At 63.6% G+C, this 23,781-nt stretch carries 20 protein-coding genes; 10 read left to right on the plus strand and 10 right to left on the minus strand.

Features of this window, described 5'->3' with window-relative positions; all coding sequences use genetic code 11:
• Positions 1-191 precede the first annotated feature (191 nt).
• The 4 genes from FJW08_RS27490 to FJW08_RS27505 form a co-directional block, all read right to left on the minus strand.
• On the minus strand, positions 192-1,019 hold the full coding sequence (locus tag FJW08_RS27490; RefSeq protein WP_140757665.1) for a phosphogluconate dehydrogenase C-terminal domain-containing protein: 828 nt from the start codon (positions 1,017-1,019) through the stop codon (positions 192-194).
• A 106-nt stretch (positions 1,020-1,125) separates the two neighbouring features.
• The gene (locus FJW08_RS27495; RefSeq protein ID WP_140813070.1) at positions 1,126-2,160 is read right to left on the minus strand and encodes an ABC transporter permease; all 1,035 of its coding nucleotides are present in this window, start codon (positions 2,158-2,160) and stop codon (positions 1,126-1,128) included.
• Positions 2,157-4,631: an ATP-binding cassette domain-containing protein gene (locus tag FJW08_RS27500; protein ID WP_140813071.1), complete on the minus strand. Its 2,475-nt coding sequence runs from the start codon at positions 4,629-4,631 to the stop codon at positions 2,157-2,159. The genes FJW08_RS27495 and FJW08_RS27500 overlap by 4 nt, the downstream gene beginning before the upstream one ends.
• Positions 4,632-4,704: 73 nt before the next feature.
• On the minus strand, positions 4,705-5,727 hold the full coding sequence (locus FJW08_RS27505; protein WP_140813072.1) for an ABC transporter substrate-binding protein: 1,023 nt from the start codon (positions 5,725-5,727) through the stop codon (positions 4,705-4,707).
• Between the two features lie 354 nt (positions 5,728-6,081).
• Between FJW08_RS27505 and nanR the strand changes: the two genes are divergently transcribed.
• From nanR to FJW08_RS27525, 4 genes are all read left to right on the plus strand, one after another.
• Positions 6,082-6,795, plus strand: a complete 714-nt coding sequence (nanR, locus tag FJW08_RS27510) for a transcriptional regulator NanR (RefSeq protein ID WP_140813073.1) — start codon at positions 6,082-6,084, stop codon at positions 6,793-6,795.
• 105 nt (positions 6,796-6,900) lie between these two features.
• Positions 6,901-8,163: a ribulose-bisphosphate carboxylase large subunit family protein gene (locus tag FJW08_RS27515; protein WP_348642697.1), complete on the plus strand. Its 1,263-nt coding sequence runs from the start codon at positions 6,901-6,903 to the stop codon at positions 8,161-8,163.
• A 44-nt stretch (positions 8,164-8,207) separates the two neighbouring features.
• On the plus strand, positions 8,208-9,053 hold the full coding sequence (locus FJW08_RS27520) for a phosphogluconate dehydrogenase C-terminal domain-containing protein (protein WP_140813074.1): 846 nt from the start codon (positions 8,208-8,210) through the stop codon (positions 9,051-9,053).
• 54 nt (positions 9,054-9,107) lie between these two features.
• Positions 9,108-9,905 carry a TIM barrel protein gene (locus FJW08_RS27525; protein ID WP_140813075.1) on the plus strand — a complete coding sequence of 266 codons (798 nt, stop codon included), beginning with the start codon at positions 9,108-9,110 and terminating at the stop codon, positions 9,903-9,905.
• A gap of 11 nt (positions 9,906-9,916) precedes the next feature.
• On the opposite strand, the gene mtnA is transcribed toward FJW08_RS27525, so the two are convergent.
• Together mtnA and mtnK are read right to left on the minus strand one after the other, a co-directional pair.
• Positions 9,917-11,011: an S-methyl-5-thioribose-1-phosphate isomerase gene (gene mtnA / locus FJW08_RS27530; RefSeq protein ID WP_140813076.1), complete on the minus strand. Its 1,095-nt coding sequence runs from the start codon at positions 11,009-11,011 to the stop codon at positions 9,917-9,919.
• Positions 11,008-12,282 (minus strand): S-methyl-5-thioribose kinase, encoded by a 1,275-nt coding sequence (mtnK, locus tag FJW08_RS27535; RefSeq protein ID WP_140813077.1) that lies wholly within the window; start codon positions 12,280-12,282, stop codon positions 11,008-11,010. The genes mtnA and mtnK overlap by 4 nt, the downstream gene beginning before the upstream one ends.
• A gap of 137 nt (positions 12,283-12,419) precedes the next feature.
• Between mtnK and FJW08_RS27540 the strand changes: the two genes are divergently transcribed.
• The 3 genes from FJW08_RS27540 to FJW08_RS27550 all read left to right on the plus strand — a co-directional run bounded on the left by FJW08_RS27540 (position 12,420) and on the right by FJW08_RS27550 (position 16,110).
• Entirely contained in the window at positions 12,420-13,931 is a 1,512-nt protein-coding gene (locus FJW08_RS27540; protein WP_140813078.1) for a sugar ABC transporter ATP-binding protein, read from the plus strand.
• A gap of 81 nt (positions 13,932-14,012) precedes the next feature.
• Positions 14,013-15,008 carry an ABC transporter permease gene (locus FJW08_RS27545; protein WP_140813079.1) on the plus strand — a complete coding sequence of 332 codons (996 nt, stop codon included), beginning with the start codon at positions 14,013-14,015 and terminating at the stop codon, positions 15,006-15,008.
• Positions 15,009-15,057: 49 nt separating this feature from the next.
• Positions 15,058-16,110, plus strand: coding sequence for a substrate-binding domain-containing protein (locus FJW08_RS27550; protein WP_140813080.1), 1,053 nt, complete (start codon positions 15,058-15,060; stop codon positions 16,108-16,110).
• Here the strand turns inward: FJW08_RS27550 and FJW08_RS33405 are convergent.
• The 4 genes from FJW08_RS33405 to FJW08_RS27570 all read right to left on the minus strand — a co-directional run bounded on the left by FJW08_RS33405 (position 16,016) and on the right by FJW08_RS27570 (position 19,918).
• On the minus strand, positions 16,016-16,465 hold the full coding sequence (locus FJW08_RS33405) for a type II toxin-antitoxin system YafQ family toxin (protein ID WP_348642698.1): 450 nt from the start codon (positions 16,463-16,465) through the stop codon (positions 16,016-16,018). The two genes, FJW08_RS27550 and FJW08_RS33405, sit on opposite strands and share 95 nt — an antisense overlap.
• 2 nt (positions 16,466-16,467) lie before the next feature.
• Positions 16,468-16,725, minus strand: coding sequence for a type II toxin-antitoxin system RelB/DinJ family antitoxin (locus tag FJW08_RS27560; RefSeq protein ID WP_140757654.1), 258 nt, complete (start codon positions 16,723-16,725; stop codon positions 16,468-16,470).
• Between the two features lie 86 nt (positions 16,726-16,811).
• Positions 16,812-18,866, minus strand: coding sequence for a bifunctional aldolase/short-chain dehydrogenase (locus FJW08_RS27565; RefSeq protein ID WP_140813081.1), 2,055 nt, complete (start codon positions 18,864-18,866; stop codon positions 16,812-16,814).
• 86 nt (positions 18,867-18,952) lie between these two features.
• Positions 18,953-19,918: a sugar-binding transcriptional regulator gene (locus FJW08_RS27570; RefSeq protein WP_140813082.1), complete on the minus strand. Its 966-nt coding sequence runs from the start codon at positions 19,916-19,918 to the stop codon at positions 18,953-18,955.
• Positions 19,919-20,120: 202 nt separating this feature from the next.
• On the opposite strand from FJW08_RS27570, the gene FJW08_RS27575 reads away from it, so the two are divergent.
• The 3 genes from FJW08_RS27575 to FJW08_RS27585 all read left to right on the plus strand — a co-directional run bounded on the left by FJW08_RS27575 (position 20,121) and on the right by FJW08_RS27585 (position 23,754).
• On the plus strand, positions 20,121-21,761 hold the full coding sequence (locus FJW08_RS27575; RefSeq protein ID WP_140813083.1) for an acyl-CoA synthetase: 1,641 nt from the start codon (positions 20,121-20,123) through the stop codon (positions 21,759-21,761).
• A 190-nt stretch (positions 21,762-21,951) separates the two neighbouring features.
• Positions 21,952-22,557 carry a TetR family transcriptional regulator gene (locus tag FJW08_RS27580; protein WP_140757650.1) on the plus strand — a complete coding sequence of 202 codons (606 nt, stop codon included), beginning with the start codon at positions 21,952-21,954 and terminating at the stop codon, positions 22,555-22,557.
• Positions 22,558-22,611: 54 nt separating this feature from the next.
• Complete coding sequence (locus FJW08_RS27585) at positions 22,612-23,754, plus strand: efflux RND transporter periplasmic adaptor subunit (RefSeq protein WP_140757649.1); 1,143 nt, start codon at positions 22,612-22,614, stop codon at positions 23,752-23,754.
• Positions 23,755-23,781 lie beyond the last annotated feature (27 nt).

Genomic DNA, 23,781 nt, shown 5'->3' on the forward strand with positions numbered 1-23,781 from the left:
TGTGAAGGTTCTGGAACGCCTGGGCTCAAGCCATCGGTCGGCTCCGCCAAAGCAAGTTCCCGTTCCCCGCCATCCTCCACCCGTTTCAGCTTCGAACTCCCGGCGAAGCGTGATTGACCCGAGCGAAGATTAGCTTAGCCAACTGGTATGATGAGTCAACCACAAATTCAGATGATCTGTACCTGAGGCGCTCAAGTGATCCGCTGAATGCTGGCCGCGATCTCTTCCGGCTCGAAGACGCGCTTCCAGTCGTCGCGCATCAGCACCGGCTTGCCGAATTCGATCGCCTTGTTGCAGGCGTCCGAGAACACGCCCTTGGTTTCGCCGAAGATGACGGCGCCGAGCACGTTCATGTGGCCAAGCAGGAAATCGAGCGCCGCCTGCTGGTCGACGCCACGCGCCACGACCTCGTCGACCGCTTCCTTCATGACGACCAGCAGCGAAGCGCATACGGTTTCCGAAAGACCTGGCTCGAGCAGCGCCATCTGTTCGACGGAGACGCGGTGCGAGCGCATCACCGGCGCCCAGATGATCTTGGCGATGGCCTCACCCTTGGCGTAGTCGGCTTCCGGTCCCTGCATCAGGGCGCTGACCATGTGCTGCTTGGCCTTGACACCGCCGAAATAGTCCTTCTTGGCCGCCATGTCGGTCTCGTCGTTGAAGATCGGCGGATGGCAGGGATGGGTGACGAAGTAGGTCAGGTCGGGGCGATCGGGCAAATGGCCGGCAAACGGTGCAGCCGCGTCGAGAACGATGACCATCGTGCCCGGCGCGAGCTTGCTCTCGATGCTTGTCGCGACCTTGCCGATATGGGTGTCCGGCACGGCCAGGATCACCACGTCGGCGCCTTTCAGCGCCTCGTCGGCGCTGACCGTGTCGAAGCCCAGTCCGGTCTTCAGTCGATCACGCCCGGCCTCGCTGACCTCGACATGGCGGATCGTGTAGGGCGAGCCGCGGAAATTGGTCGAAAGGCGGTAGCCCATTTTCCCGCCGGCACCGAACAGCGCAATCGTCGTCATCTAGCCCTTGCTCCCTGGTCGTGGACGATGGCGTTGCCGATCGTCACCTTATCTACTGGTATGATCACTCTACCACAACTTGGCAAGAGAAATCATCATCCGCTCGTCATTCCGGTCGGCCTGCCGCCGCGCTTGGCTCGGATTTCACGGTGCCGTCGTCGTCGGCGCGGTCGACGACGGCTCGACGCGACAGCACCTGCCGGCCGGCCAGCGCCAGAACGAAAATGACGACGATGCCTTGCACGATGTCTTGCGCACCCGGCGGCAGACCGACGATCTGCATGGTGGTGACGATGAGGATCAAAAGGATGCTGGCGAACAGCGTGCCGACGGCGCTCGCCGAGCCGCCGAAGATCAGCGTGCCGCCCAGCACCACCGCGGCGATCGACTGCAAGAGATAGGGCTGGCCCATTTCGAGGAAGGCGCCGCCTACATAGGCGCCGAGCAGCAGCCCGTTGAGCGAAGCCAGCACCGACGAGATGATGAACGCCGAAGCTATGACCCGGTTGTTGCGGATCGCCGCCAGCCGCGCGGCGGTGCGGTTCTGGCCAACCGCCGACAGCAATTGTCCGAACACCGTGTAGCGCAGCAGGAAGGCGGTCGCGGCCACGCCAACGATGGCGATGATGGCCATGATCGGCATGCCGGAGACGCGGCCCGTCGCTAGCGTCTTCAGCAGCGGGCTGACGGCAAAACCCGATATGGCGCGGTTCGATAGCAGTGTCGCGGTCGCGAGAACGTAGCCTGTCGCCAGCGTGGCGATGATGGCCGGTATGTTCAGCCCGACGACGAGCAGCGAATTCAAGCCGCCGACCGCGAGGCCGAGCAGGATCGCGGCGCCGAGGCCGATGGCAAGGTTGGCGTCTTGGCCCTTGATGGTGAGCAGCGCCACGAAGGCGCTGAGCGTGATCACCGACGCCACCGAAAGGTCGATATTGCCGCGCCCGGTGGTGACGACGAACATCTGGCCGATGCCGACGACGGTCAGGAACGAGGCCGACAGCATGATGCCCGACAGGCTGGAGAGGCTGAAGCGGTTGGTGACCACCGAGAGCACCAGCCAAAGCACAAGCACGCCGATCGCCGACCAGACCCAGCGGTTCTTCTGCGCCCAGAGGCTGAAGGCGGCGAGGCCGTTCATTGTTCGCTCCTGCGGTCTGCGGTCAGGCTGCGCAGCGTCAGCAGGGCGATGAGGATCAGCCCTTGCGTTGCCGCGTTGAAGTCGCTGCTCACGTTCAGCGTGCCGAGCAGGGCGCCGATCAATGCCAGCGTGACCGCGCCGGCGATGGCGCCGATCGGCGAAATGACGCCGCCCAGCAGCGAGCAGCCGCCCATGACCACGGCGGCAACGCTGAGCAGCGTGAACGAGTTGCCGGAATTGATGTCGCTTGCCGTGTTGATCGCCGTCAGCGACAGGCCGGCGGCAGCCGCGAACAGTCCGGCGACGAGGTAGCGCACCAGCGCATAGCGCGTCGGCGACCAGCCGGAGCGGATCATGGCGGTCGGATTGTTGCCGAACCCGCGCAGCACCACGCCGAGCGGCAGCCGGTCGATCACCAACACCATCAGTGCGACCGCGGCGATGAGGATGACGGAGGTGGGCAGGAAGCCAAGCGACCAGCTGAACATCGCCGACAACCATTCGGGGCTGGCGCCGCCAGGTGTCGGCTGCAGCGCGTAGCCTAGTCCCATCCAGATGAAGGAGGCGCCGAGCGTGACGACGATGGCCGGGATCTTGCGTGCCTGGATCAGGCCGCCGAGCCCGGCATAGGCGGCGACCGCCGCCGCCAGCGCCAGCGCGCCGAGCCATGGCTGATCGTAGAGCAGCGTGGCGGAGAGCACGCTGACGAGACCGGCAAAGGCGCCGACGCCGAGATCGATCTCGCTGCCGCCGACGACGAACATCTGCGCCGCCGTCACCAGCACCAGCGACAGCGCCGGCATCAACAGCAGGTCGAGCCCGAAGATTGAGGCGACCGCCGGGTTGGCCGAGATCATCACCGCCAGCACGGCGGCGAGGCCGATGAAGGGAGCCGCGTTGACCAAGCGGCGGGCAAGCCCGGCGCTGGCGGCGCCATGTCCCGCGCCGACGCGGGTGTCCGCCTGCTGGGTGAAGGATGCGCCGACGACGGCCGATTCCGTGATCGCCTCGCCGCTCAATTCCTTGACGATGCGCCCGCCCGAAAACACCAGCACGCGGTCGCAGGCCAAAAGCTCGGCATCTTCGGTCGTGTGCCAGACCAGTGTGCGCCCGCTGCGCGCGATCTCGTTGCAGAGCTTGTAGAAGTCCTGCTTGGTGGCGATGTCGACGCCGCGCGTCGGATCGTCGAGCAGCAGGATCGGCGTGTCGGCGACGAGGGCGCGGGCGACCAGCGCCTTCTGCTGGTTGCCGCCGCTGAGTTCGAGGATATTGGAGCCGAAGCGATTGTCGTCGAGCCGCAGCCGGCCGGCCGCATCGGCCGCCGCCTTGCGGCTGGCGCGTTCCGAAACCAGCCCCAGTGCCGGACGGCGGGCAAGGCTGCCGATGCTGATGTTTCCAAGCACGCTCCACAGCGGGAACACGCCTTCCTTCTGGCGGTCGCCGGCAATGAAACCGGCATCGCCGCTCCTGGTGACCGCGGTTCCCCTGGTGGAAACCGGCTCGAAGATGGCGTGCAGCAACTCCTTCTGGCCGCTGCCCTCGAGCCCCGCCAGTCCGATGATCTCGCCGCGGCCGATCGCGATGTCGCGGCCGAGGCCGGCGGTCAGGGAGCCGGACAATTTGACCAGCGCCTCGCCGCTGCTGGCGGCGGCGGCGCTGTGCTGGTGGATTGAATTGGCGTCGCCGCCCATGAGGTGCACAAGTTGGCCGATCGAGGTGTCGGCGACATCTCCGCGCCAGGCGGTACGTCCGTTGCGCAGCACCATCACCTGCGTGGTGATGTCGATGATTTCCTGCAGCTTGTGGCTGATGAAGATGAAGGCGAGGCCGTATCTGGCTCGCTCGCGGATGAAGGTCCGCAACTGCCTGGAGCGGTCGAGGTCGAGCGAGGAGGTCGGCTCGTCGAGCACGATCAACCTGACGTCGGGCGTTGCGGCGGCGCGCGCGATCTCGACCATCTGCCGCTCGGCGATGGAAAGGTGGCCGACTTCGGCATTCACATCGATGCCGTTGGCGGGAAAGACGGCGTCCAGCGCCGCGCGGGCGCGGGTCCGGTAGAGTGCGCGCCAGCCCGGCCGGTTGGTCGCTTCGCCGGGCGTCTCCAGGAAGAAATTCTCGGCGACGGAAAGATTGGCGCACAGCGACAGTTCCTGATGCACCATGCGGATGCCGCGCCTTTGCGCCTCTGCAGTGTCGTAGTCGGCGAAGCTCACGCCCTGTCCGGCGAACGAAATCGAGCCGAGGGTCGGCGACGTCGCCCCACACAGGATACGCATCAGCGTCGACTTGCCGGCGCCGTTGCCGCCGACCAGGCCGATGATTTCGCCGGCCGAGACGGCGAGGTCGATCTGCGCATTCGCCAACGTCGGGCCGAAACTCTTGGTGATCTGCGACAGCGAGACGACGTTGGGCCTGATGTCGGGCATCGTAGCGGCTGCGCCTTCTGGACTGGCTACGGCGAGATGGGACATTCGTCCTCCGTTTCTTTACGGACAAGGACCGGGCGCGGCGTTTGGCTGCGTCCGGTCCCTGGCAATGGCAGCCTTACTTGCTGAGCAGGTTCTGCTTGACCCAGTCGAGCGAATAGCTGGGGCTGATGATCTGGCCGCCCGGCAGCTTCGCATACTCCTTGAGATTGTTGGCATCGACGGTCGCTACCGGCATGATCATCAGCTTCGGTGCCTTGCCGCCCTTGAGCAGCGAAAGGCCGAGCCAGAGTGCGGCGCCGCCAATGCCCGGTGTGGTGTTCATCGAGACCGTCTGGTAGCCGTTCTTGGCATTCTCGTCGGCCCACCATTTGACGAAGTCGGTGCCGCCGCCGCCTTCGATGATCGGCATCTTGCCGGCATAATCGCCGCCATATTGGACGAAGGCCTGGGCAATGCCGACATCGTCGCTGCCGCCCTGGCCGAGCACGGCGTCGACATGCGGCAGCGAGGGCAGGACGTTGGCGATCGCCGCTTGCGCGACCGAGGCGGTCGCCTGGCCATAGACGGTGGCGACAACCTTGATGTCGGGATATTTCGCCAGCACCGACTGCTGCGCGTTGAACATGTCGTTGTCGGGCGCCGAGCCCTTCACGCCGCGCACCTGGATGACGTTGCCCTTGCCGCCGATCATCTTGAAGACGGCTTCGGCCTGGGCCGCCTTGTAGCCCTTGAAGTCGAAGTTGAGCTGGTAATTGCAGGGCGCCGAAGCAACCGAATCGAAGGAAACGACGATGATGCCGGCCTTGCAGGCCTTTTCGATGATGCCGTTGACCGCGGTTTCCGAAGCCGCGTCGACGGCGAGCACGTCGACCTTCTTGAGGATGAGTTCGGCGATCTGGCTGTTCTGTTGCGCCACCGAGCCGTCACCGTTCATGACGATATAGTCGGCGATCTGACCGGCAGCCTTGGCTTCCTTGGCCGAGGCCTCGAAAGCCTCCACCATCTGATGCCGCCAGGTGTTGCCGTAATAGGCGTTGGCGAGCGCGATTACCGGTGCGTCCGGCGACGCCATCGCCGGCAAGACCGAAACACTGGCGAGCGCGGCGCCGGCAAGCGCCGCCACTATTGAAAACTTCATGATTTCTCCTCCCAAAAAACCGGCCGACCTGATCGGCTCGTCTGTCATTCCGTGTCTCTTCCGAAAGACACCATACCAGCTACATGTTATACCAGCATACCAAATAGGCAAGCCGGTCGGAACCTCATTTGATTGCGTCGACGGGAGCGAAGCACGGCCCGCCGGGTTCTTCTGTGTCACCCTTGGCCAGTTGGGCCGGTCCGTTGCGGCAACCACGTTTGCCGTCATGTGCCGCGCTGACGTTGGCTATGGACGTTATGTCATCATATATGTAATGTCAATTAAATGCCGGGACCTTGCCTGTCGGTGCGACTCGGGATCGATTATGCCTGGGAACGATCAGGGGAGATGCGGATGGAACCGGTCCAGAAGAAGAAGTTGTATGTCGAGGTGCTCGACCGGCTGATGGCGGCGATCTCGACGTCCGAATTCCCGCCCGGTTCCCAATTGCCGTCGGAAAAGGAACTGATGACGATGATCGGCGTCGGGCGGCCGTCGATCAGGGAAGCGATGCTGACGCTGCAGCAGATGGGGCTCATCAGGATCTCGCACGGCGAACGTGCGCGCGTCATCAATCCGACGCCCGAAGTGATCGTCGACCAGGTCTCCGCGGCAATGGTCATGATGCTGGCGACGAACTCTCGTGGTCTCGAAGAACTCAAGGAAGTCAGGCTCTTGCTGGAAACAGGGCTGGTCCGGATAGCCACGCGACGCGCCACCGCCAAGAGCCTGGAACGGCTTGCCGAGACCTTGCGTCACTTGCGCGACGCAAAGGGTGACCAGGCGCGATTTGTCACTGCCGACATGGAATTCCACGCCGTCATAGCGGAGATGAGCGGCAATTCGATGATCGCTGCCGTGGCCAAGGGCATGCTCGAATGGCTGTCCCGCTTCAAGCGCGATCTCGTGGCCGTGAAAGGCGCCGAGCGCCTGACAGTCGAGGAGCACGAACGGATCTACAAGGCGATCGCCAGTGGCGATGCGGAAGGCGCGAGCGCCGCCATGGCCGACCATATCGGCCGTGCCAATGAACTTTATTCGAAACTGGCCGATGGCGGCGGGGGCTGACGGCGGCCAAAATTTTTCTGACCGGGAAAACTCATGTGATGACATGATGTCTTTTTGGTGTTATCGCTCACCGCCATGAAGATCATTCCAGCCGGGAAACCTGCATTGACCGGTCGCCTCCGGGCCACCTACCTGATCGAAACCCGCTACCCGCTGGAGATTGCAGCGGCCGCAATGGCGGGCGAGCAATCGAGCGGGACGTTCCGCGCCATACCCGGGGAAACGCCGGAACTGCTGCGAAGGTTCGGAGCGCGCGTCGAATTCGTCGAGGATGTTGTCGAGGTTGACGGCGAGGCGCTGCCGTTTTCGCGTTCGCCCAAGAATGCCGCCGCCAAGCCGCGCCGGGCCAAGGTGGGCCTTTCCTGGAACATCGAGAATACAGGCACCGTGCTGGCTTCGGTCTGGTCGACGGTCCTCGGCAATCTGTTCGAGCTGCATCATTTCTCGGCCATGCGCCTGCTCGACGTGGCCTTTCCCGATGCCTTCGCGGAAGCCTATCCGGGGCCGGCTTTCGCCGTCGAGGGGACGCGTCGCCTGACGGGAGTCGAGGGACGCCCGCTGATCGGCACCATCGTCAAGCCGAGCGTTGGCCTTACGCCCGAAGAGACGGCGACCCTTGCCGACACGCTGATCGCCGCCGGTCTCGATTTCATCAAGGACGACAAACTGATGGGAGATCCCCCGCATTCGCCGTTTGAACAGCGGTTCGAGGCGGTCATGGCTGTCATAGACAGGCACGCGGACAGAACCGGCCGCAAGGGCATGTATGCTGCCAACATTTCCGGCGATATCGACGCCATGCGCCGTCAGCTGGATCTGATCGAGCGCCGTGGCGGTACCTGCGCCATGCTCGTCCTGAATTCAGTTGGCCTGTCGGCTGTCGTCGAGATGCGTCGTCATTCCGGCGTTGCGCTACACGGCCACCGGGCAGGCTGGGGCCTCTTCAGCCGTTCCCCTGATCTGGGCATAAGCTATATCGCCTACCAGAAATTCTGGCGCCTGGCAGGCATCGACCACATGCACGTCAACGGGCTGTCCAACAAATTCTGCGAACCCGACGGATCGGTGATGGCCTCGGCCCATGCTTGCCTGACTCCGATGTTCGGACGGGCTGACCGCCCCGATACGGTCATGCCGGTGTTTTCGTCCGGACAGACAGCGGTGCAGGCGGGCGAGACCTACGCAAGGCTCGGCTCGAACGATTTCATCTATTGCTGCGGCGGCGGGATCATGGCGCATCCCGGCGGACCGGCCGCGGGCGTTCGAAGCCTGCATGATGCTTTCGAAGCCGCGGCGGCCGGCATTCCCGCGCGCGACCATGCCGCCACGCATCCGGACCTCGAGGCCGCGCTGCGGGCGTTCGGCTGAACCTGCGCCAACCGCGCCATCAAGATGAAATGGGAGAAGAGCAAATGACGATATCGGTAGCGGTGCTTGGAGCCGGCGGGAAAATGGGCTTCCGCGTAACCGGGAAGCTGATCGGCGCTGGCTATGATGTCCGTGCCGTGGAGGTCGGCGAGGCGGGCCGCAAACGATTGGCTGAATCAGGCATCGCCGCCGTTGCCATGGAGCAGGGTATTCCCGGCGCCAAGATCGTGGTGATGGCCTTACCGGACAACATCATCGGCCAAGTGACGCGGCAGATCTCGCCCATGCTTGCCAAGGGCACCATGATCCTCGTTCTGGATGCGGCCGCACCCTATGCCGGCGACCTGCCGAAGGACCGGCCGGACCTCACTTATTTCGTCGGCCACCCCTGCCATCCACCTTTGTTCGGCGACGAAACGGAGTGGGCCGCGCGTCGCGACTATCATGGCGGCATTGCCAGGCAATCGATCGTCTGCGCCCTGATGCAAGGTCCCGAAGAGCATTACGCGCTTGGCGAGGAAGTGTGCAAAGCGATGTGGTCGCCGATCATCGTCAGCCACCGCGTCACGGTCGAACAGCTGGCGATCCTGGAGCCCGGCCTGTCGGAAATGATCGCCATGCCTTTCGTCGACACCATGGTCGAGGCGGTCGAGGAGTGCGAGCGCAAATACGGTATTCCCAGGCAGGCCGCGCTCGATTTCCTGATCGGCCATCTGAACGTCGAGATCGCCATGTGGTTCGGCTTCTCGCCGAAAGTCCCGTCCGACGCTGCGCTGCGCCTGATGCGGTTCGCCAAGGGCGTCGTGGTCCGCGACGACTGGCGCGAAGCGCTGTCGCCGGCCAAGGTGAAGGAAGCCTCCGAATTGATCGTCTACGGCAAGGGGGCCTGAGCCCTGCCTTCGCGGATCATATCGGTATCGACCGCACTCTTCGACGGCTACTCCATGGATCTGGCCGTCGAGGAGATTGCCGCGGCGGGTGCTGCCCATGTCGAGCCGGCCTTCATTCGCGGCTATATCGATTTCGATGAAGGCATGTTTGCCGATACGAACGCCTCGCGGTTGCGGCGGACAGCGGAACATGCCGGGCTTTGCATCAATGCCGTGTCGGCTCATCTCGACCTGTCTGGGCCTGATGCCATCGAGGCGTTGTCCCGGCGTATCGGCTTTGCCGCCGGCCTTGGCGCATCCTTCCTGATCACCAATGCCGGCCCGATGACGGACAGCGCGGCGATCCGCACGACGATCGATGCCGTTCTGCCGAGGCTGGAACAGGCTGACATCGTTCTGGCGCTCGAGAACCCCGGACATGGCTGCGGCGATCTGCTCGGCAGCGCGCGATCAGGGGCAAGCTTCGTCCGCGCCATCGGATCGCCGCACATCCGCCTGAACCACGACGCCGGCAACATTTTCACCTACAGCGGCGAGACGATGCAGCCGTCGCAAGATATCGCCGATGCCACCGACATGGTCGGCCATGCTCATCTGAAGGATGTCGTCAGCACCGGGGCAGGATGGGCGTTCTGCGCCATCGGCGACGGCTCGGTCGGCTATGAACCCTATTGGGCGATGCTTCCCGCGATGCTGCCGGTCAGCATCGAACTGCCGTTGCGATTGGAGCGCCCGGGACGCCGTGATCCTGAGCGACGCAACACGCCCGTCGACATCGCCGCCATTCGCGGCGCCTTGCAGCGCTCGCTGGATTTCGTGAACGCGTTGGAGATCCCGGACGTCGAGTTCTGAGCGCGTCCCGATTATCCGCGTTCGGGGAACATCGCCTTCAGCCCTTCGCGCGAAGCCTTGGCGATGCCGCGCTCGGTGATCAGTCCGGTCACCAGCCGAGCCGGCGTCACGTCGAAGGCGGGGTTTCTTGCCGGCGTCGCTTCGGGCGACACACGCACCTGGGCTATCTCGCCCTTGGCGGTCTTGCCCCAGACCAGCGAGACCTCGTCGCCCGAGCGCTCCTCGATCGGGATCTCGGCGAGGCCGTCGCCCACGGTCCAGTCGATGGTGGGCGAGGGCAGCGCGACGTAGAACGGCACGTCATTGTCGGCGGCGGCGAGCGCCTTCAGATAGGTGCCGATCTTGTTGCAGACATCGCCATCGGCTGTCGTGCGGTCGGTGCCGACGATGACCATGTCGATCGCGCCACGCTGCATCAGATGGCCGCCGGCATTGTCGACGATCAGCGTGTGCGGCACGCCGTGGCCAGCCATCTCCCAGGCGGTCAGCTGGGCGCCCTGGTTGCGCGGCCGTGTTTCATCGACATAGACATGGACGGGAATGCCGGCTTCGACGGCGAGGTAGATCGGTGAAGTCGCCGTGCCGTAGTCGACTGTCGCCAGCCAGCCGGCATTGCAGTGGGTGAGGATATTGACCGCCTCGCCCGGCTGCTTGCGCGCCGCGATCGCCTTGATGATGGCGAGCCCGTTCTCGCCGATGGCGCGGTTCAGCCCGACATCCTCGTCGGCGATTTCACTGGCGCGCCGATAGGCGGCTGCGGCGCGTTGTCCGGTCGGCAACGGTCGCAGGAAACGCCGCATCTCGTCCAGAGCCCAGCGCAGGTTGATTGCCGTCGGTCGTGTCTCGTGCAGAGTTTCCCACACAGTGTCGAGCGCTTCGTCGGACGGATCGCGCGCCATCTGCATGGCGACGCCATAGGCTGCGGTGACCCCGATCAACGGTGCGCCGCGCACCCACATGTCGCGGATCGCGGTGGCGATGCCGGCGACCGTGCCTAGCTTCTCGATGCGGAATTCATGCGGCAGCCAGCGCTGGTCGATGATCTCCACCGAGCGGCCGTCGTCGCTGAGCCAGATGGTCCGATAGTGGCGGTCGCCGACGTTCAAATGCTGTTCTCCCGTTCGATCAGCGCGGCCAGTGTGTTGACCTCGTCGATGCTGTGAATCTGGCGCCGGTTGACGGCGATGTGACGGCCGAATTTCAGCGCCTTCGCCTCACAACTGGCGCGCAGATCTTCATCGGCAATGGTCTCGAAGTCGGCATTGTGGGCGAGGCCGAGGATGCGCCTGTGCACCTCGATGCCGGCAAAACCGAGCAGATCGTCCCAGATCTGGTGCAGGACAGTATCGAGCGCCTGCTCGGCGCCCAGCCTGTCGCCCTGATCCTCGAACAGGCTCTTTTGATAGAGCATGCCTGTGCGCTCGGTGCGCCACAGATGCGAGAACTCGGCGCGGAACACCGCCCATGTCTCGACGACGACATCGAGCAGATAGGCGCGCATGGCGTCGCGCTTGCCCTTCTGCTCATGCCCGCGTTGCGAGAAGAACGACATCCAGAAATTGGCAAGCAGCATGCCGACATCGAACGCCATCGGACCGTAGAAGGCGAACTCCGGATCGATCATCCGCGTTTCCTGGTCGGTGACCATGATCGAGCCGGAATGCAGGTCGCCATGCAGCAGCGTCTCGGCGTTGGCGGCGAAGACATGCTTCAGCCGCTGCGCCTCCACCTTGAGATCACGGTCGGCCCGCAGTTCGGCCACCAGCCCGTCGAGCTGCGGACTGGTGTGGCGGTTCATCTTGGCGTCGAAATAGGGGTCTGAGAACACCAGGTTCTCGGTGATGTCGCAAAGTTCGACATTGTCGGCGAACAACGCCAGGTCCGCCTTGCGATCCTTGGTCGCCATCGACAGATCGGAACCGCGAAACAGCGTGCGGGCCATGAACAGGCCGATATCCCTGGCAATGTTGGGCAATTGGCGCCCGTCGATCAGGGCGCGCCTGAGAATGATGTGTGGCGGCGCCAGATACTCCATGATGATCAGCGCCTGGACTTCGTCGAAGTAGTAGATCGCCGGCACCGAGCCCGGCGCGCGCGCCTCCTGGCGGGTCAGCGCGTGATACTCGAAGAAGGAGCGTTTGAGCGGCAGCGGCCAGCTGTCGCCGACGAGGCGGACATAGGGGAGGGCTTGCTTGACGATGGCACCGCCACTGGCACCTTCGACGATGAACACCAGGTTCAGATTGCCGTCCCCGACCTCGCGGACCTTCCAGGCGCTAGCATCCTTGCCGATCTTCGCGCACAGCGCTTCGTTCGTACCGAGACGTGTTGCGAGGGTCTCCACCGACAATGCTTCGAACGGCAATTTCCCAATCATCCTTGTCCCTCCCGCCGATGTGCTCCGATCATAAGGGAGCCTTGGCGGCGAGGCCAAGCTAGGAAGCTGTCTGGCAATTGTCAATCGTGTTGACAATTGCCGACATTGACCATAGCGTCATGGTCAGGGAGGAACGCATGGTCGGCAATGCCGTGTTCCGCGTAGAGGGACTGAGGAAATCCTTTGGCCGCAACGAGGTGCTTGGCGGCATCGCGCTGGACCTCCATGCCGGTGAAGTGACCGTGCTGATGGGCGCCAACGGCGCCGGCAAATCCACCCTCGTCAAGATCGTCAGTGGCGTCTACGAGCGTGGCGGCGGCAGCATGACGCTTGCCGGGCAGGATTTTACGCCGAACACGCCGGCGGAAGCGATCCGCGCCGGCGTCGTCACCGTACACCAGAACATCAATGACGGCGTCGTCGCCGACCTCGATGTCGCCACCAATCTCACCCTCGACAGGCTGAGCGGCAAAGGCGCGCCGACCCTGTTCAATCCCGCTCGCGTGCGCCGTGAGGCCAAGGTAGTCGCAGACCGCATGGGGCTGGCCATTGATCTCAAGGCCCGCGTCAGCGACCTTTCGCTCGCCGATCGCCAGATGGTGGCGATTGCCCGAGCGCTCGCCCATCAGCCGAAGGTGCTGATCCTCGATGAGCCGACCTCGTCGCTCTCCAGCGCCGAAGCCGACAGGCTGTTCGCGCTGGTCGACCGGCTGCGCGAGCAAGGCGTGGCGATCCTCTATATCTCGCACCGCATGTCGGACATCAGGCGGCTCGCCGACCGCATCGTCTCGATGCGCGACGGTGTCGTCTCTGGCGCCTTCGACACCAAGCCGCTCGACTATGAAGGCGCGGTCAACGCCATGCTCGGCCGCAAGATCCATCTCGACCGGATCGTCGCCAGGAGTTCAGCCAGGGCGGTCCTGAGCGTCGAAGGGCTGCGCATCGCACAGGGTGCCCGGCCGATCTCGCTGACGCTTGGTGATGGCGAAGTCGTCGCCATCACCGGTCTCGTCGGTGTCGGCAAGACCGCTCTTGCCGAGACGCTGTTCGGTGTGCGCCGACCGCTCGCCGGCACCATGACAATGAACGGCAAGCCTTACGCGCCGCGCTCGGCGGGCGACGCGATCGCCGCCGGCGTGTTCCTCGTCGCCAAGGATCGCGCCACCAGCGGCATCATCGGCGGCTTCAACATAGAGCGCAATGTCAGCCTGCCCTTCCTCAGGCGGATGTCCAGTCTAAGTGTCCTCAAACGCCGCCTCGAACGTGCCACCGCGCGCCAGCAGATCGAGCAACTCGGCATCGTCTGCCGCTCCGAGAAGGATGAGATGTCGGCCTTGTCCGGCGGCAATCAGCAGAAGGTGATGGTCGCCCGCTGGATGGCCCAGAATGCCGCGCTGTTCATCCTCGACGAGCCGTTCCAGGGCGTCGACATTTCGGCCCGGCGCGATATCGCAGCCAAGCTGCGGGCAAGCGCCAATGGCCGCGCCACGCTTTTGTTCGTCACCGAACTCGACGAAGCGCTGGAGACGGCCGACCGCATCCTGGTGATGTCGGAGCATACAATCGTCGGCGAACACCGCAACGCAGATGTCGATCTCGACCGTCTGCTGGCCGAGGTCGCCGGCGGACGGCTGCACAGCGCTGCCTGAGCGTGGCGGCCGATGGAATTGGAATGGAGAGACCATGGGTTGGAGTTGGGTAAAAACGGCAGCGGCGCCGGGGTGCGCGCAATGACGCTACGCGACTACGCCATCCGCTATGGGTTCATCGTGCTGCTGTTCGGATTGGTCGCCTATTTCGCGATCGCCGCCGACGGGTTCGTCTCGCCGCAAAGTGCCGTCTTCATCTTCCAGTCGGTCGCCATCACCGGCGTGCTTGCGCTCGGCGTTACCGCAACTTTGGTTGTCGGCGGCTTCGATCTGTCGATCGGTTCGGTCGCGACCTCGGCCATGATGGCGGCGGCCTATGTCATGGTGGTGCTGGAGCAGAACGCTTTCGTGGCGGTCATCGTCTGCCTGCTGATCGGCGCCCTTGTCGGCCTGATCAATGGCTGGCTGATCGTCTACATGCGCGTGCCGGACCTGCTGGCGACGCTCGGCATGATGTTCCTGCTCGTCGGCCTGCAGCGCATCCCGACAGAAGGCCGCTCGATTGCCACTGGCATGACCATGCCCGACGGCTCGGTCGCCAACGGCAAGTTCTCCGATTCCTTCCTGGCGCTTGGCCGCCACCGCTTCGACTTCTTCATCCCGAACCTCATCCCGGTGTCGGTCGTCGTGCTTCTGGTGCTGGCCGTGCTGATCTGGTTCTTCCTCGAATATACCCGCTTCGGCCGCATGATGTATGCCGTTGGCTCCAATGAGCGCGCCGCCGAACTCGCCGGCGCGCCTGTCAAGGCATACAAGATCTGGGCCTACGTCATTTCAGGAGTTTTTGCCTCGATCGGCGGCATTTTGCTCGCCGCCCGGCTTGGACGCGGCGACATCGCCTCGGGTAATAATCTGCTGCTCGATGCGGTTGCCGCGGCGCTGATCGGCTACGCGGTGCTCGGCGCCGCCAAGCCGAACGCCTTCGGCACCGCCGTCGGCGCGCTGTTCGTCGGCATCTTGCTGCAAGGCCTGACGATGATGAACGCGCCTTACTACACGCAGGATTTCGTCAAGGGCGTGGTTCTGGTCGTCGCCCTTGTCTTCACCTTTGCCCTTTCGGGCAGGGGCAGGAGCTAGCATTCGGCCGGATAGGATTTTGGGTTCAACAAAAGTGGAGGAAAACAAGGTGAACATCACAAGAAGACTTCTGGGGAAAGTGGCGCTCGGGCTGGCCGGCGCAACCATGCTGACGCAGATCCCGGCATTGGCCGCGGACAAGCCGGCGCCGTTCGACAAGCCCGGCGTCAAGATCGCGCTGGTGCGCTATCTCTCGACCGGCGACTTCTTCCAGGCCTACCTGTCGGGCGTCGAGGCGCAGTCGAAGGCGCTCGGCATCGATCTGCGCGTGCTCGACAGCCGCCAGGACGCCGCCCTTCAGTCCGACATGGTCGACCAGGCCATCGCGCTCGGCGTGCAGGGCATCATCATCCAGCACGGCCTGACGGAATCGATGAAGGATGCCGCCCAGCGCGCCGTCGACGCCGGCATCAAGGTGGTGGCATTCGACGTCAATGTCGAAAACCCCAAGATCCCGCAGATCGAACAGTCGGACAAGGACCTGGCGCGTCTGGCCCTCGAGCAGGCGGTCAAGGACAATGGCGACAGCTGGAACGCCGGCTATGTCTACGTCGCCGGCATCGCGCCGCTCGACCGCCGAAACGAAACCTGGATCGACGTGAAGAAGAAATATGCCGGCATCAAGGAAGCCGCCATGTTCGGCACGCTCGACAATCCGATCGCCAACTCGGTCGCCAACCAGGCGCGCTCGGTGCTGTCGGCGCACCCCGACATCAACGTGATGTTCGCCCCTTATGACGAATTCGCCAAGGGCGTGAAGATCGCCGTCGACGAAGCGAGCCTGAACAAGAAGATCAAGATCTATTCGGCCGACATTTCGACGTCCGACATCGCGGCGATGCGCGAGCCTGACAGTGCGTGGGCGGCGACCGCGGCGACCAACCCGGCCGTCGTCGGCCAGGTCTCGGTGCGCGCCCTGGCGCAACTGCTCGCCGGCGAAGATCCCGGCCACAACGTCATCGTGCCGCCGACGCTGATCACCCAGAAGGAGCTGATCGACAAGGACATCAAGAACATGGAAGACCTGTCGGCCAAGCTGCCGCAGTTCGCCCATGCCGATGTCGCCATGCCTGCCTGGATGCCGAACCCGAACGCGAAGTAGCTTTCGGCACAAAACTCTTGCTGGTTGCTGAGTTGAGACGAAATGAAAGCCGCCCTGCAGCAAATCGCTGCGGGCGGCTTTTTCGATGACGTTCACTCGTTGAACAGGAACCGGTACGGGCAAGCTGCAATTCGTCGCCGACAACGCGGTAGATCAGGAGCCAGTCTGGTTCGATATGCGCGTCACGAAAGCCTTTCCAATCCCCTTTCAGAGGATGATCCTTATACGTCCCTGGCAGTTCATGTCCGGCGATGAGCAGGCCTAACAGATCGCGCAACTTGCCCAGGTTCTTGCCACGTTTTTCCATACGCTTCACGTCCCGGCGAAATTGCCCGGAGTGAACGGGCACTGGCACGCTTAGATTCCCAAATCCTTGAACAACTCATCAGCCGAGGCAAAGCGCTTGCCTTTGCCTTTTTCCAACTCGGCCATGGCCTTTTGAGTGGTGGCGTTCGGCACTTTCACTGGGAAAGGGAATTCCTTGTCGGCGGCGACGCGCACCAGAAGCAGGCGAATGGCATCGGAGACCGACAAGCCCATGGCTGCCAAGGCCTCCGTTGCCTGATCTTTCGTAGCGCTGTCGATGCGAGCGCGGACCACTGAATCCGTTGCCATATCGTGGCTCCTTCATGTTGAGCCACAATGTAGCTACGATTCGCAACTCTTACAAGCGGATCGCTGCGAACGTTCAGGCAGCAACCCTACCGCAGCGCCGCCGCGATGTTGCCGCCGTCGACCGTGGTCACATCGGCGGTGGTCCGGTCGGCCAGGGCGTGATGCAGGAAGGCCTGTGCCACATCCTGCGCCGTCACTTCCTGGCCGAGCAAATTGCCGGACATGTATTCCTTCTCCGATACGCCGCGCGCGCCCGAGCGGCTGGCGATCATCGCGTCGGTCAACAGCCCGGAGCGGATGCGGTCGGCGTTGACGGCGTTCGAACGGATGCCATGGGCGCCGTAGTCGAGCGCGTATTGCCTGGACAGGAACAGCGTCGCCGCTTTCGGCACGCCATAGGCGCCGAATTTCGGACCGGGGTTGACCGCCTGCTTGGAGGTGTTGAACAGGAGAGCGCCGCCGGTGCCCTGTTCGAGCATGATGCGCACGGCGTTCTGCGCCGCCGACTGGTGGGCGAAGAAATTGAGCTCGAAGCTCTTGCGCAGCAGCGCATCGTCAAGCTCGCCGATGCGGCCTTCCCAGGCAGCACCCGCATTGGACACCAATATGTCGACGCCGCCGAACACGGCCACCGCCTTGTCGAAGGCGGCGCGCATCTGAGCCGGGTCGGTGATGTCGGCGCCAACGCCGATCGAATTGTTGCCGGCCTTCCTGGCGGCGTCAGCGGCCTTTTCGGCGTCGAGATCGACGACGACGGCATGAGCGCCATTGTCGGCGAATAGTTTTGCCGTCGCCGCACCGATCGCGCCGGCGCCGCCGGTGATCAGCACCACCTGTCCGGTCAGCGGCTTCGGCTTGTTGGAAGCGAGCTTGGCCTGTTCCAGCGACCAGTATTCGAGCGGGAACAGGTCGGCCTTGGACAATGGGTGGAAACGCCCGACCGCCTCCGCACCGCGCACTGCCTCGATCCACATCTCGCCGACGTCCGATGCGATCCTGGCATCCTTCAGCGTGCGGCCGTGGCCGAACATGCCGAGCCCCGGCACCAGCGTCAGCCGGGGCATCGGGTCGAGCATGGTGCGCTTGACGTCGTCGAGCGCGTCATTGGTCTCGAAATAGGCGCGATAATCGCTGGCGAAGCCGTCGACATGGCTTTTGATCACCGCCTTGTAGTCGCCGACCTTGTCGGCGTCGGGCGCCGGCACCGCCATCGGCCCGGTCTTGATGCGGATCGACAGATCCGGCGTCGACACGCCACGTCCGGCATAGTCGGCGATCTCTGCCGAATTGATGAAATCGACGATCGCGTCCGAGGTGCGGAAATCGCTGATCATGCGGTCGAAGCGGCCTTCGCCGCGTGGCGCCGCGACAGCGCCGCGCAGCATCGGCGCGATCTCCGTCGGTGACGCGAGCCTTGCCGGCAATGCCGCCTTTGCAGCCTTGGGCTTGGCATGCTTGGCCACATAGTCCTCGGCGACGTTCACATAGTGGATCATCCGGTCATAGGCTTGCCTGGCGTCGTCGCCGAAGGTGAAGATGCCATGCTTGTCGAGGATCAGGCCTTCTACCGTTGGGTCGGCGTCGAAGACATCGGCCGCTGCCTTGGCGAGGTCGAAGCCCGGCATGATGTAGGGCACGTAGCCCATCTTTGTTCCGAACACCTTTGCCACCAGCGGCTTGCTGTCTTCCTGGTCGACAATGGCCAGGATGGCGGTCGAATGGGTGTGGTCGACGAATTTGTGCGGCAGGAACGCATGCAGCAGGGTCTCGACCGAAGGGTTGGGCGAGGCGGGGTCGATCAGGTTTGCCCGCTGCAGGGCGACCATGTCCTCGTCGGAAAGCCTGTCCAGCCTGCGCGCCTTGAGCAGGGCGCCCATCTTGACGGCGGGCAGGCCCTGCGGCTCGATGACGGCCATGTCCCAGCCGCTGCCCTTGACGCACAGCACGTCCCACTCGTCGCCGACGAGGTCGGTCGCCTTGATCTTGCAGGAGGTGTTGCCGCCGCCATGCAGGACCAGCTGTGGCACGCCGCCCAGAAGCCGCGTCGTGTAGACACGCAAGGCCAAGTCGCGGCCGACGCCCTTCTTCGCATAGTCGGCAACGAGTTTTTCGGCCGCGTCGTCGTTCCACAAATTCTTCATGTTCGCTTCGTCCAGTTGCTGTCTTTGATGGTGAAACAGGAATGCCACGACGCCTTGATGACGATGCGTCGGCAAAGGATTGGTTTTCAGGATGCCTTTTCTGCTGACGTTCCGGCATGATCGAGCAGCCGCTGCGCCATGCGTGCGCCGACCACCAGATGCGTGCAGAGGCCGCCGGCGATGGCCGCGAGCAGCGGCTCGAACTTACTGTCTTCCTGCACGACCATCAGCCGCTTCTCGATGACGCGCAGTGAGGCAAGCCCAGCCGAGATGACCCGCCGGTTGTAGCTGCAGTCGAGCAACTCGCCACCGGCGTCGATGATCTGCCCGGCAATGACACCGGCGGCACCTTCCCTGCGCAGTGCCGCCATCTCGGCTGCCGTCAGCGCGCCGCACTTCACCAGATGGCTGTCGGCATCGACCGCGCCGATGGAGTAGAGCGCAAGATCGCAGTCGCTGATCCCGGCAAGCTGGTCGCGGATTACCGGCTCGGCGCGCAGGCCTTGCGCCAGTTCCTCGGTCGACAGCACCAGAGGCGCGTAGAAGTTGAGGCCCTTGGCATTGAGCCGCCGCGCGATTTCCATGGTGCACTGGTCGGGCCGGTAGGAATACGGCGCGCCGAGATTGCCGCAGAGCTGCACCACGGTGACGTCCTGCAGGTCGGCATAGGACATGATGTCGGCGATCGTGTAGACGGTGCGGCCCCAGGCGACGCCGATGCGATCGCCTTTCCTGACGAGTTCCAGGAAGACGCTTGCCGCCAGCACCGCGATATCGGTCGAGGGGTCGGCGAGATAGGCGCTTTCCGGCGCTAGCCAGACGGCGTCGAGCTTCAGGGCGTCTTCCAGCCTGCGCGCCATGACGTCGTCGGTGAAGAGCTGCGTCGAGGTCGAGATGTTGACGATCCCCGTCTCGCGCGCCTTGCGCAGATACATGGCGACGGAAGCGCGCGAAATGTTGAGTTGATGGGCCACTTCGTCCTGGCGAAGCCCATGGGCATAGTAAAGCCAGGCCGCCTTGTGGATGAGCTGTTCTGCCGGTCGGATCGCCATGCCGCCTCCTTGGCTGACATTAGTCACGGCTCTCGACAAAAGTCAAATTTGGATGGGCAGGAAGGAATCTTCTGCCGGGGCGGCTCGATCGAGATCACCATTCCAGCAAGTCGGCGCAGTATAGCATTCTCAGCCCTTCAGGGGGATAGCGTGACGACGAACCCGGGGCTAGAAAGCTCGAAAAGACTTTGGGGAGGACGGGATGGCCAATCCCTACGAACAGGATCTCGACAGGAACGCCGCCAACCACCAGCCGCTGACGCCGCTAACCTATCTGGAGCGCGCGGCGAAAACCTATCCCGACCACATTGCCATCATCCATGGCAGCCAGCGCATCAGCTACCGCGATTTCTGGCGCCGCTCGCTGAAGCTCGCCTCGGCCCTTTCCAAGCACGGCATCGGCAAGTGCGATACGGTGACGGTCATGCTGTCGAACACGCCGCCGATGCTGGAGGCGCATTTCGGCGTGCCGATGACCAAGGCGGTGCTGCACTCGCTCAACACGCGCCTCGACGCCGCGGTCATCGCCTTCCAACTCGACCACGCCGAGACCAAGGTGCTCATCGTCGATCGCGAGTTTTCCGGAGTCGTGCGGGAGGCGCTCGGTCTGGCCAAGGTCAAGCCGCTGGTCATCGATTACGACGATCCCGATTACGCCGCTGACGCGCCCTATCCGAAAGGCGAGCGGGTCGGCACGTCGGACTATGAGGATTTTGTCGCTGGCGGCGACGAGGATTTCACGTGGTCGATGCCCGACGACGAATGGGACGCCATCTCGCTCAACTACACGTCGGGCACGACGGGCAATCCCAAGGGCGTCGTCTACCATCACCGTGGTGCGGCGCTGATGGCCTACACCAACACCATCCATGCCGGCATGGCCAAGCACGCGGTCTATCTCTGGACCTTGCCGATGTTCCATTGCAATGGCTGGTGTTTTCCTTGGACGCTCGCCGTCCAGGCCGGCACGCATGTCTGCTTGCGCTGGGTACGGCCGAAGCCGATCTATGACGCCATCGCGGACCACGGCGTCACGCATCTGTGCGGGGCGCCGGTTGTCATGTCGGTGCTGATCAACGCCAGGGAGGAAGACAAGCGCGCGTTTGCGCAGACGGTCACCTTCAACACAGCCGCCGCCCCTCCGCCCGAAGCCGTGCTGTCGGGCATGGCGGACGCAGGCTTTGCCGTCACCCATCTCTACGGTCTGACCGAAACCTATGGTCCCGCCGTGGTCAACGAATGGCACAATGCTTGGGACGCGCTCGACAAAGGGGCGAGGGCGGGCAAGAAGGCACGGCAGGGCGTGCGCTATGCCGCGCTCGAAGGCCTGACGGTGATGGATCCCGAAACCATGGCCGAAACACCCGCCGACGGTGAGACCATCGGCGAAGTCATGTTCCGGGGCAACATCGTCATGAAGGGTTATCTGAAGAACCGCAAGGCGACGGACGAGGCTTTCGTCGGCGGCTGGTTCCACTCGGGCGATCTCGGCGTCATGCATCCCGACGGCTACATCCAGCTCAAGGACCGCTCCAAGGACATCATCATCTCCGGTGGCGAGAACATTTCCTCGATCGAGGTCGAGGATGCGCTCTACAAGCATCCCGCCATCGCCTCCTGCGGCGTCGTCGCACGTCATGACGACAAATGGGGCGAGGTGCCTGTCGCCTATATCGAACTGAAGCCGGGGATGCAGGCGAGCGAGGCCGAGATCATCGAGCACTGCCGCGGTCTGCTCGCCCGCTTCAAGGTGCCGAAAGCGGTGATCTTCGCCGAGATACCGAAGACCTCGACCGGCAAGATCCAGAAATTCCGGCTGCGGGAAATGGCCAAGGTCGCCTGAATCCGTCCGGCGGCCTTTCGAGAGAATTATTTTCAGAGGCCCGCATCCTGAGGGCGCCTTGTGACGTCTATTGCCTGTCACCATCTGTCACCTGTCGTACGCGTACGCCGAATTCTCGTTGACATCCCGATCGTTTCGATTTACGAGTGATGAAAATCGAAATTCGTCACTCGTTATTTGACAGAGAGCTATGTCCGAAGCCGCCAACATCGTCGCCGACGTCGCCCGACAGGAAAATGTGACGCGCATTCTCGATTGCGCCGAGCGCCTGTTCCGGCACTATGGCTACGGCAAGACCAACGTCGCAGACATTGCCCGCGAACTCGGCATGTCGCCGGCCAACATCTATCGTTTCTTTGCCTCCAAGGTCGAAATCCACCAGGCCGTCTGTGGCCGGATGCTCGGCGCCAGCTACAACATGGCCTACGAGATCATGCACCTGCCGGTCAGCGCCGAGGAGAGGCTGCGGCGCTACGTGCATGCACAGTACAAGATGACGATGGAGGTGATGCTCGACGACCAGAAGGTGCACGAGATGGTCATCGTCGCCCTTGAGCGCGATTGGGGCGTCATCGACAAGCATGTCGACAGCATCCACGATCTCTTCGCCGAGGTGATCCGCGAGGGTATCGAGGCCGGCGAGTTCAGGAAACAGGACCCGGTGACCGCGTCGCGCTGTTTCGGTGCCGCCACCGTCATCCTGTGCCATCCGCAGATGGTGGCGCAGTGCCTCGCCAAGACCAATCGGGCGATGCCCGACGACCTCATCGATTACGCAATCAGAGCCTTGAAATAGCCGCCGCCAGCCGGTGCCGGTGTCGACAGTCCGTCTCCAGTCGGGAGTATCACGATGTTTTTGCCCAGTTCCATCCTTCGCAAGCTGCCAGTTGCCGGCCTGATCGTCGCATCGCTTGGGCTCGCCGGCTGCTCGCAGGAAAAAGCGGAGGTGAAGGACATCATCCGCCCGGTCAAGGTCGTCGAGATCGCCCAGGCGCATGATACCCGCACGCTGTCCTATTCCGGATCGGTGCGCGCCCGCACCGAGAGCACGCTGGGTTTCCGCGTCAACGGCAAGATCACCGAGCGTCTCGTCGACATCGGCCAGCGCGTGGCGCCTGGCGATGTTCTCGCCCGCATCGATCCGTCAGACTACGACCTGTCGGTCAAGAGCGCGCAGGCCGCGCTGGATGCCGCCGAACGGCAGGTTGAAACCGTCGAACTCGCCCGCAAGCGCGCCGAGCAGCTATTCGCCAAGAACTTCGCGCCGAAATCGCAGCTTGAACAGGCGACGCTGACCTATGACCAGGCCGTCGCCACACGCGACTCCGCCCGCTCGACCCTTGCCCAGGCCAGGAACCAGGTCGGCTATACAGACCTCAAGGCCGACAGGGACGGCATCGTCACGGCGGTCAACGCCGATGTCGGCCAAGTGGTCGGGTCGGGCACGCCAGTGGTTACCGTCGCGGTCGATGGCGAAAAGGAAGTTCTGATCGCGGTTCCGGAAATGGAGATCGCGCAGTTCAAGCCGGGCAAGGACGTCAAGGCCGGTTTCTGGTCAGACGATGGGCTGAAGCTCGACGGCAAGGTTCGCGAGGTCGCCGGCAGCGCCGATCCACAGTCGCGCACCTTTGCCGTCCGCGTCAGCCTGCCCAACGATCCGCGCGTGCTACTCGGGATGACCGCCAATATCGAAGCGTCGGCGGCTAATGAAAAGCAGCTCGTGTCCATCCCGCTCAGTGCGCTCGCCGAGAAAGACAGCCAGTCGATCGTCTGGACCGTCGATCGTGGCGCCGACACGGTTCATGCCCGTCCGGTCAAGGTCGCCGAGTTCGCCGCCGACGGCGTGCGTGTCGCGGAGGGATTGAAACCGGGCGATATCGTGGTCGCCGCCGGAACGCAGTTCATGACCGAGGACCTGAAGGTGAAGCTCGCCGGCGGCATCACACAGCAGTCCGCCTCGGCCGAGGGCGGGGAAGCCAGCCAGTTGCGCTGACGACAGACAGGTCGGCCGCGCGTTCCC

This window comes from Mesorhizobium sp. B3-2-1, assembly GCF_006439515.1.
Classification (GTDB): Bacteria; Pseudomonadota; Alphaproteobacteria; order Rhizobiales; family Rhizobiaceae; genus Mesorhizobium.

Bases quoted from the DNA above. Each gene is read 5' to 3' on its own strand.
- FJW08_RS27490 (WP_140757665.1), bottom strand. From the start codon at position 1,019: ATGACGACGATTGCGCTGTTCGGTGCCGGCGGGAAAATGGGCTACCGC.
- FJW08_RS27495 (WP_140813070.1), bottom strand. From the start codon at position 2,160: ATGAACGGCCTCGCCGCCTTCAGCCTCTGGGCGCAGAAGAACCGCTGG.
- FJW08_RS27500 (WP_140813071.1), bottom strand. From the start codon at position 4,631: ATGTCCCATCTCGCCGTAGCCAGTCCAGAAGGCGCAGCCGCTACGATG.
- FJW08_RS27505 (WP_140813072.1), bottom strand. From the start codon at position 5,727: ATGAAGTTTTCAATAGTGGCGGCGCTTGCCGGCGCCGCGCTCGCCAGT.
- nanR (WP_140813073.1), top strand. From the start codon at position 6,082: ATGGAACCGGTCCAGAAGAAGAAGTTGTATGTCGAGGTGCTCGACCGG.
- FJW08_RS27520 (WP_140813074.1), top strand. From the start codon at position 8,208: ATGACGATATCGGTAGCGGTGCTTGGAGCCGGCGGGAAAATGGGCTTC.
- FJW08_RS27525 (WP_140813075.1), top strand. From the start codon at position 9,108: ATGGATCTGGCCGTCGAGGAGATTGCCGCGGCGGGTGCTGCCCATGTC.
- mtnK (WP_140813077.1), bottom strand. From the start codon at position 12,282: ATGATTGGGAAATTGCCGTTCGAAGCATTGTCGGTGGAGACCCTCGCA.
- FJW08_RS27540 (WP_140813078.1), top strand. From the start codon at position 12,420: ATGGTCGGCAATGCCGTGTTCCGCGTAGAGGGACTGAGGAAATCCTTT.
- FJW08_RS27545 (WP_140813079.1), top strand. From the start codon at position 14,013: ATGACGCTACGCGACTACGCCATCCGCTATGGGTTCATCGTGCTGCTG.
- FJW08_RS27560 (WP_140757654.1), bottom strand. From the start codon at position 16,725: ATGGCAACGGATTCAGTGGTCCGCGCTCGCATCGACAGCGCTACGAAA.
- FJW08_RS27565 (WP_140813081.1), bottom strand. From the start codon at position 18,866: ATGAAGAATTTGTGGAACGACGACGCGGCCGAAAAACTCGTTGCCGAC.
- FJW08_RS27570 (WP_140813082.1), bottom strand. From the start codon at position 19,918: ATGGCGATCCGACCGGCAGAACAGCTCATCCACAAGGCGGCCTGGCTT.
- FJW08_RS27575 (WP_140813083.1), top strand. From the start codon at position 20,121: ATGGCCAATCCCTACGAACAGGATCTCGACAGGAACGCCGCCAACCAC.
- FJW08_RS27580 (WP_140757650.1), top strand. From the start codon at position 21,952: ATGTCCGAAGCCGCCAACATCGTCGCCGACGTCGCCCGACAGGAAAAT.
- FJW08_RS27585 (WP_140757649.1), top strand. From the start codon at position 22,612: ATGTTTTTGCCCAGTTCCATCCTTCGCAAGCTGCCAGTTGCCGGCCTG.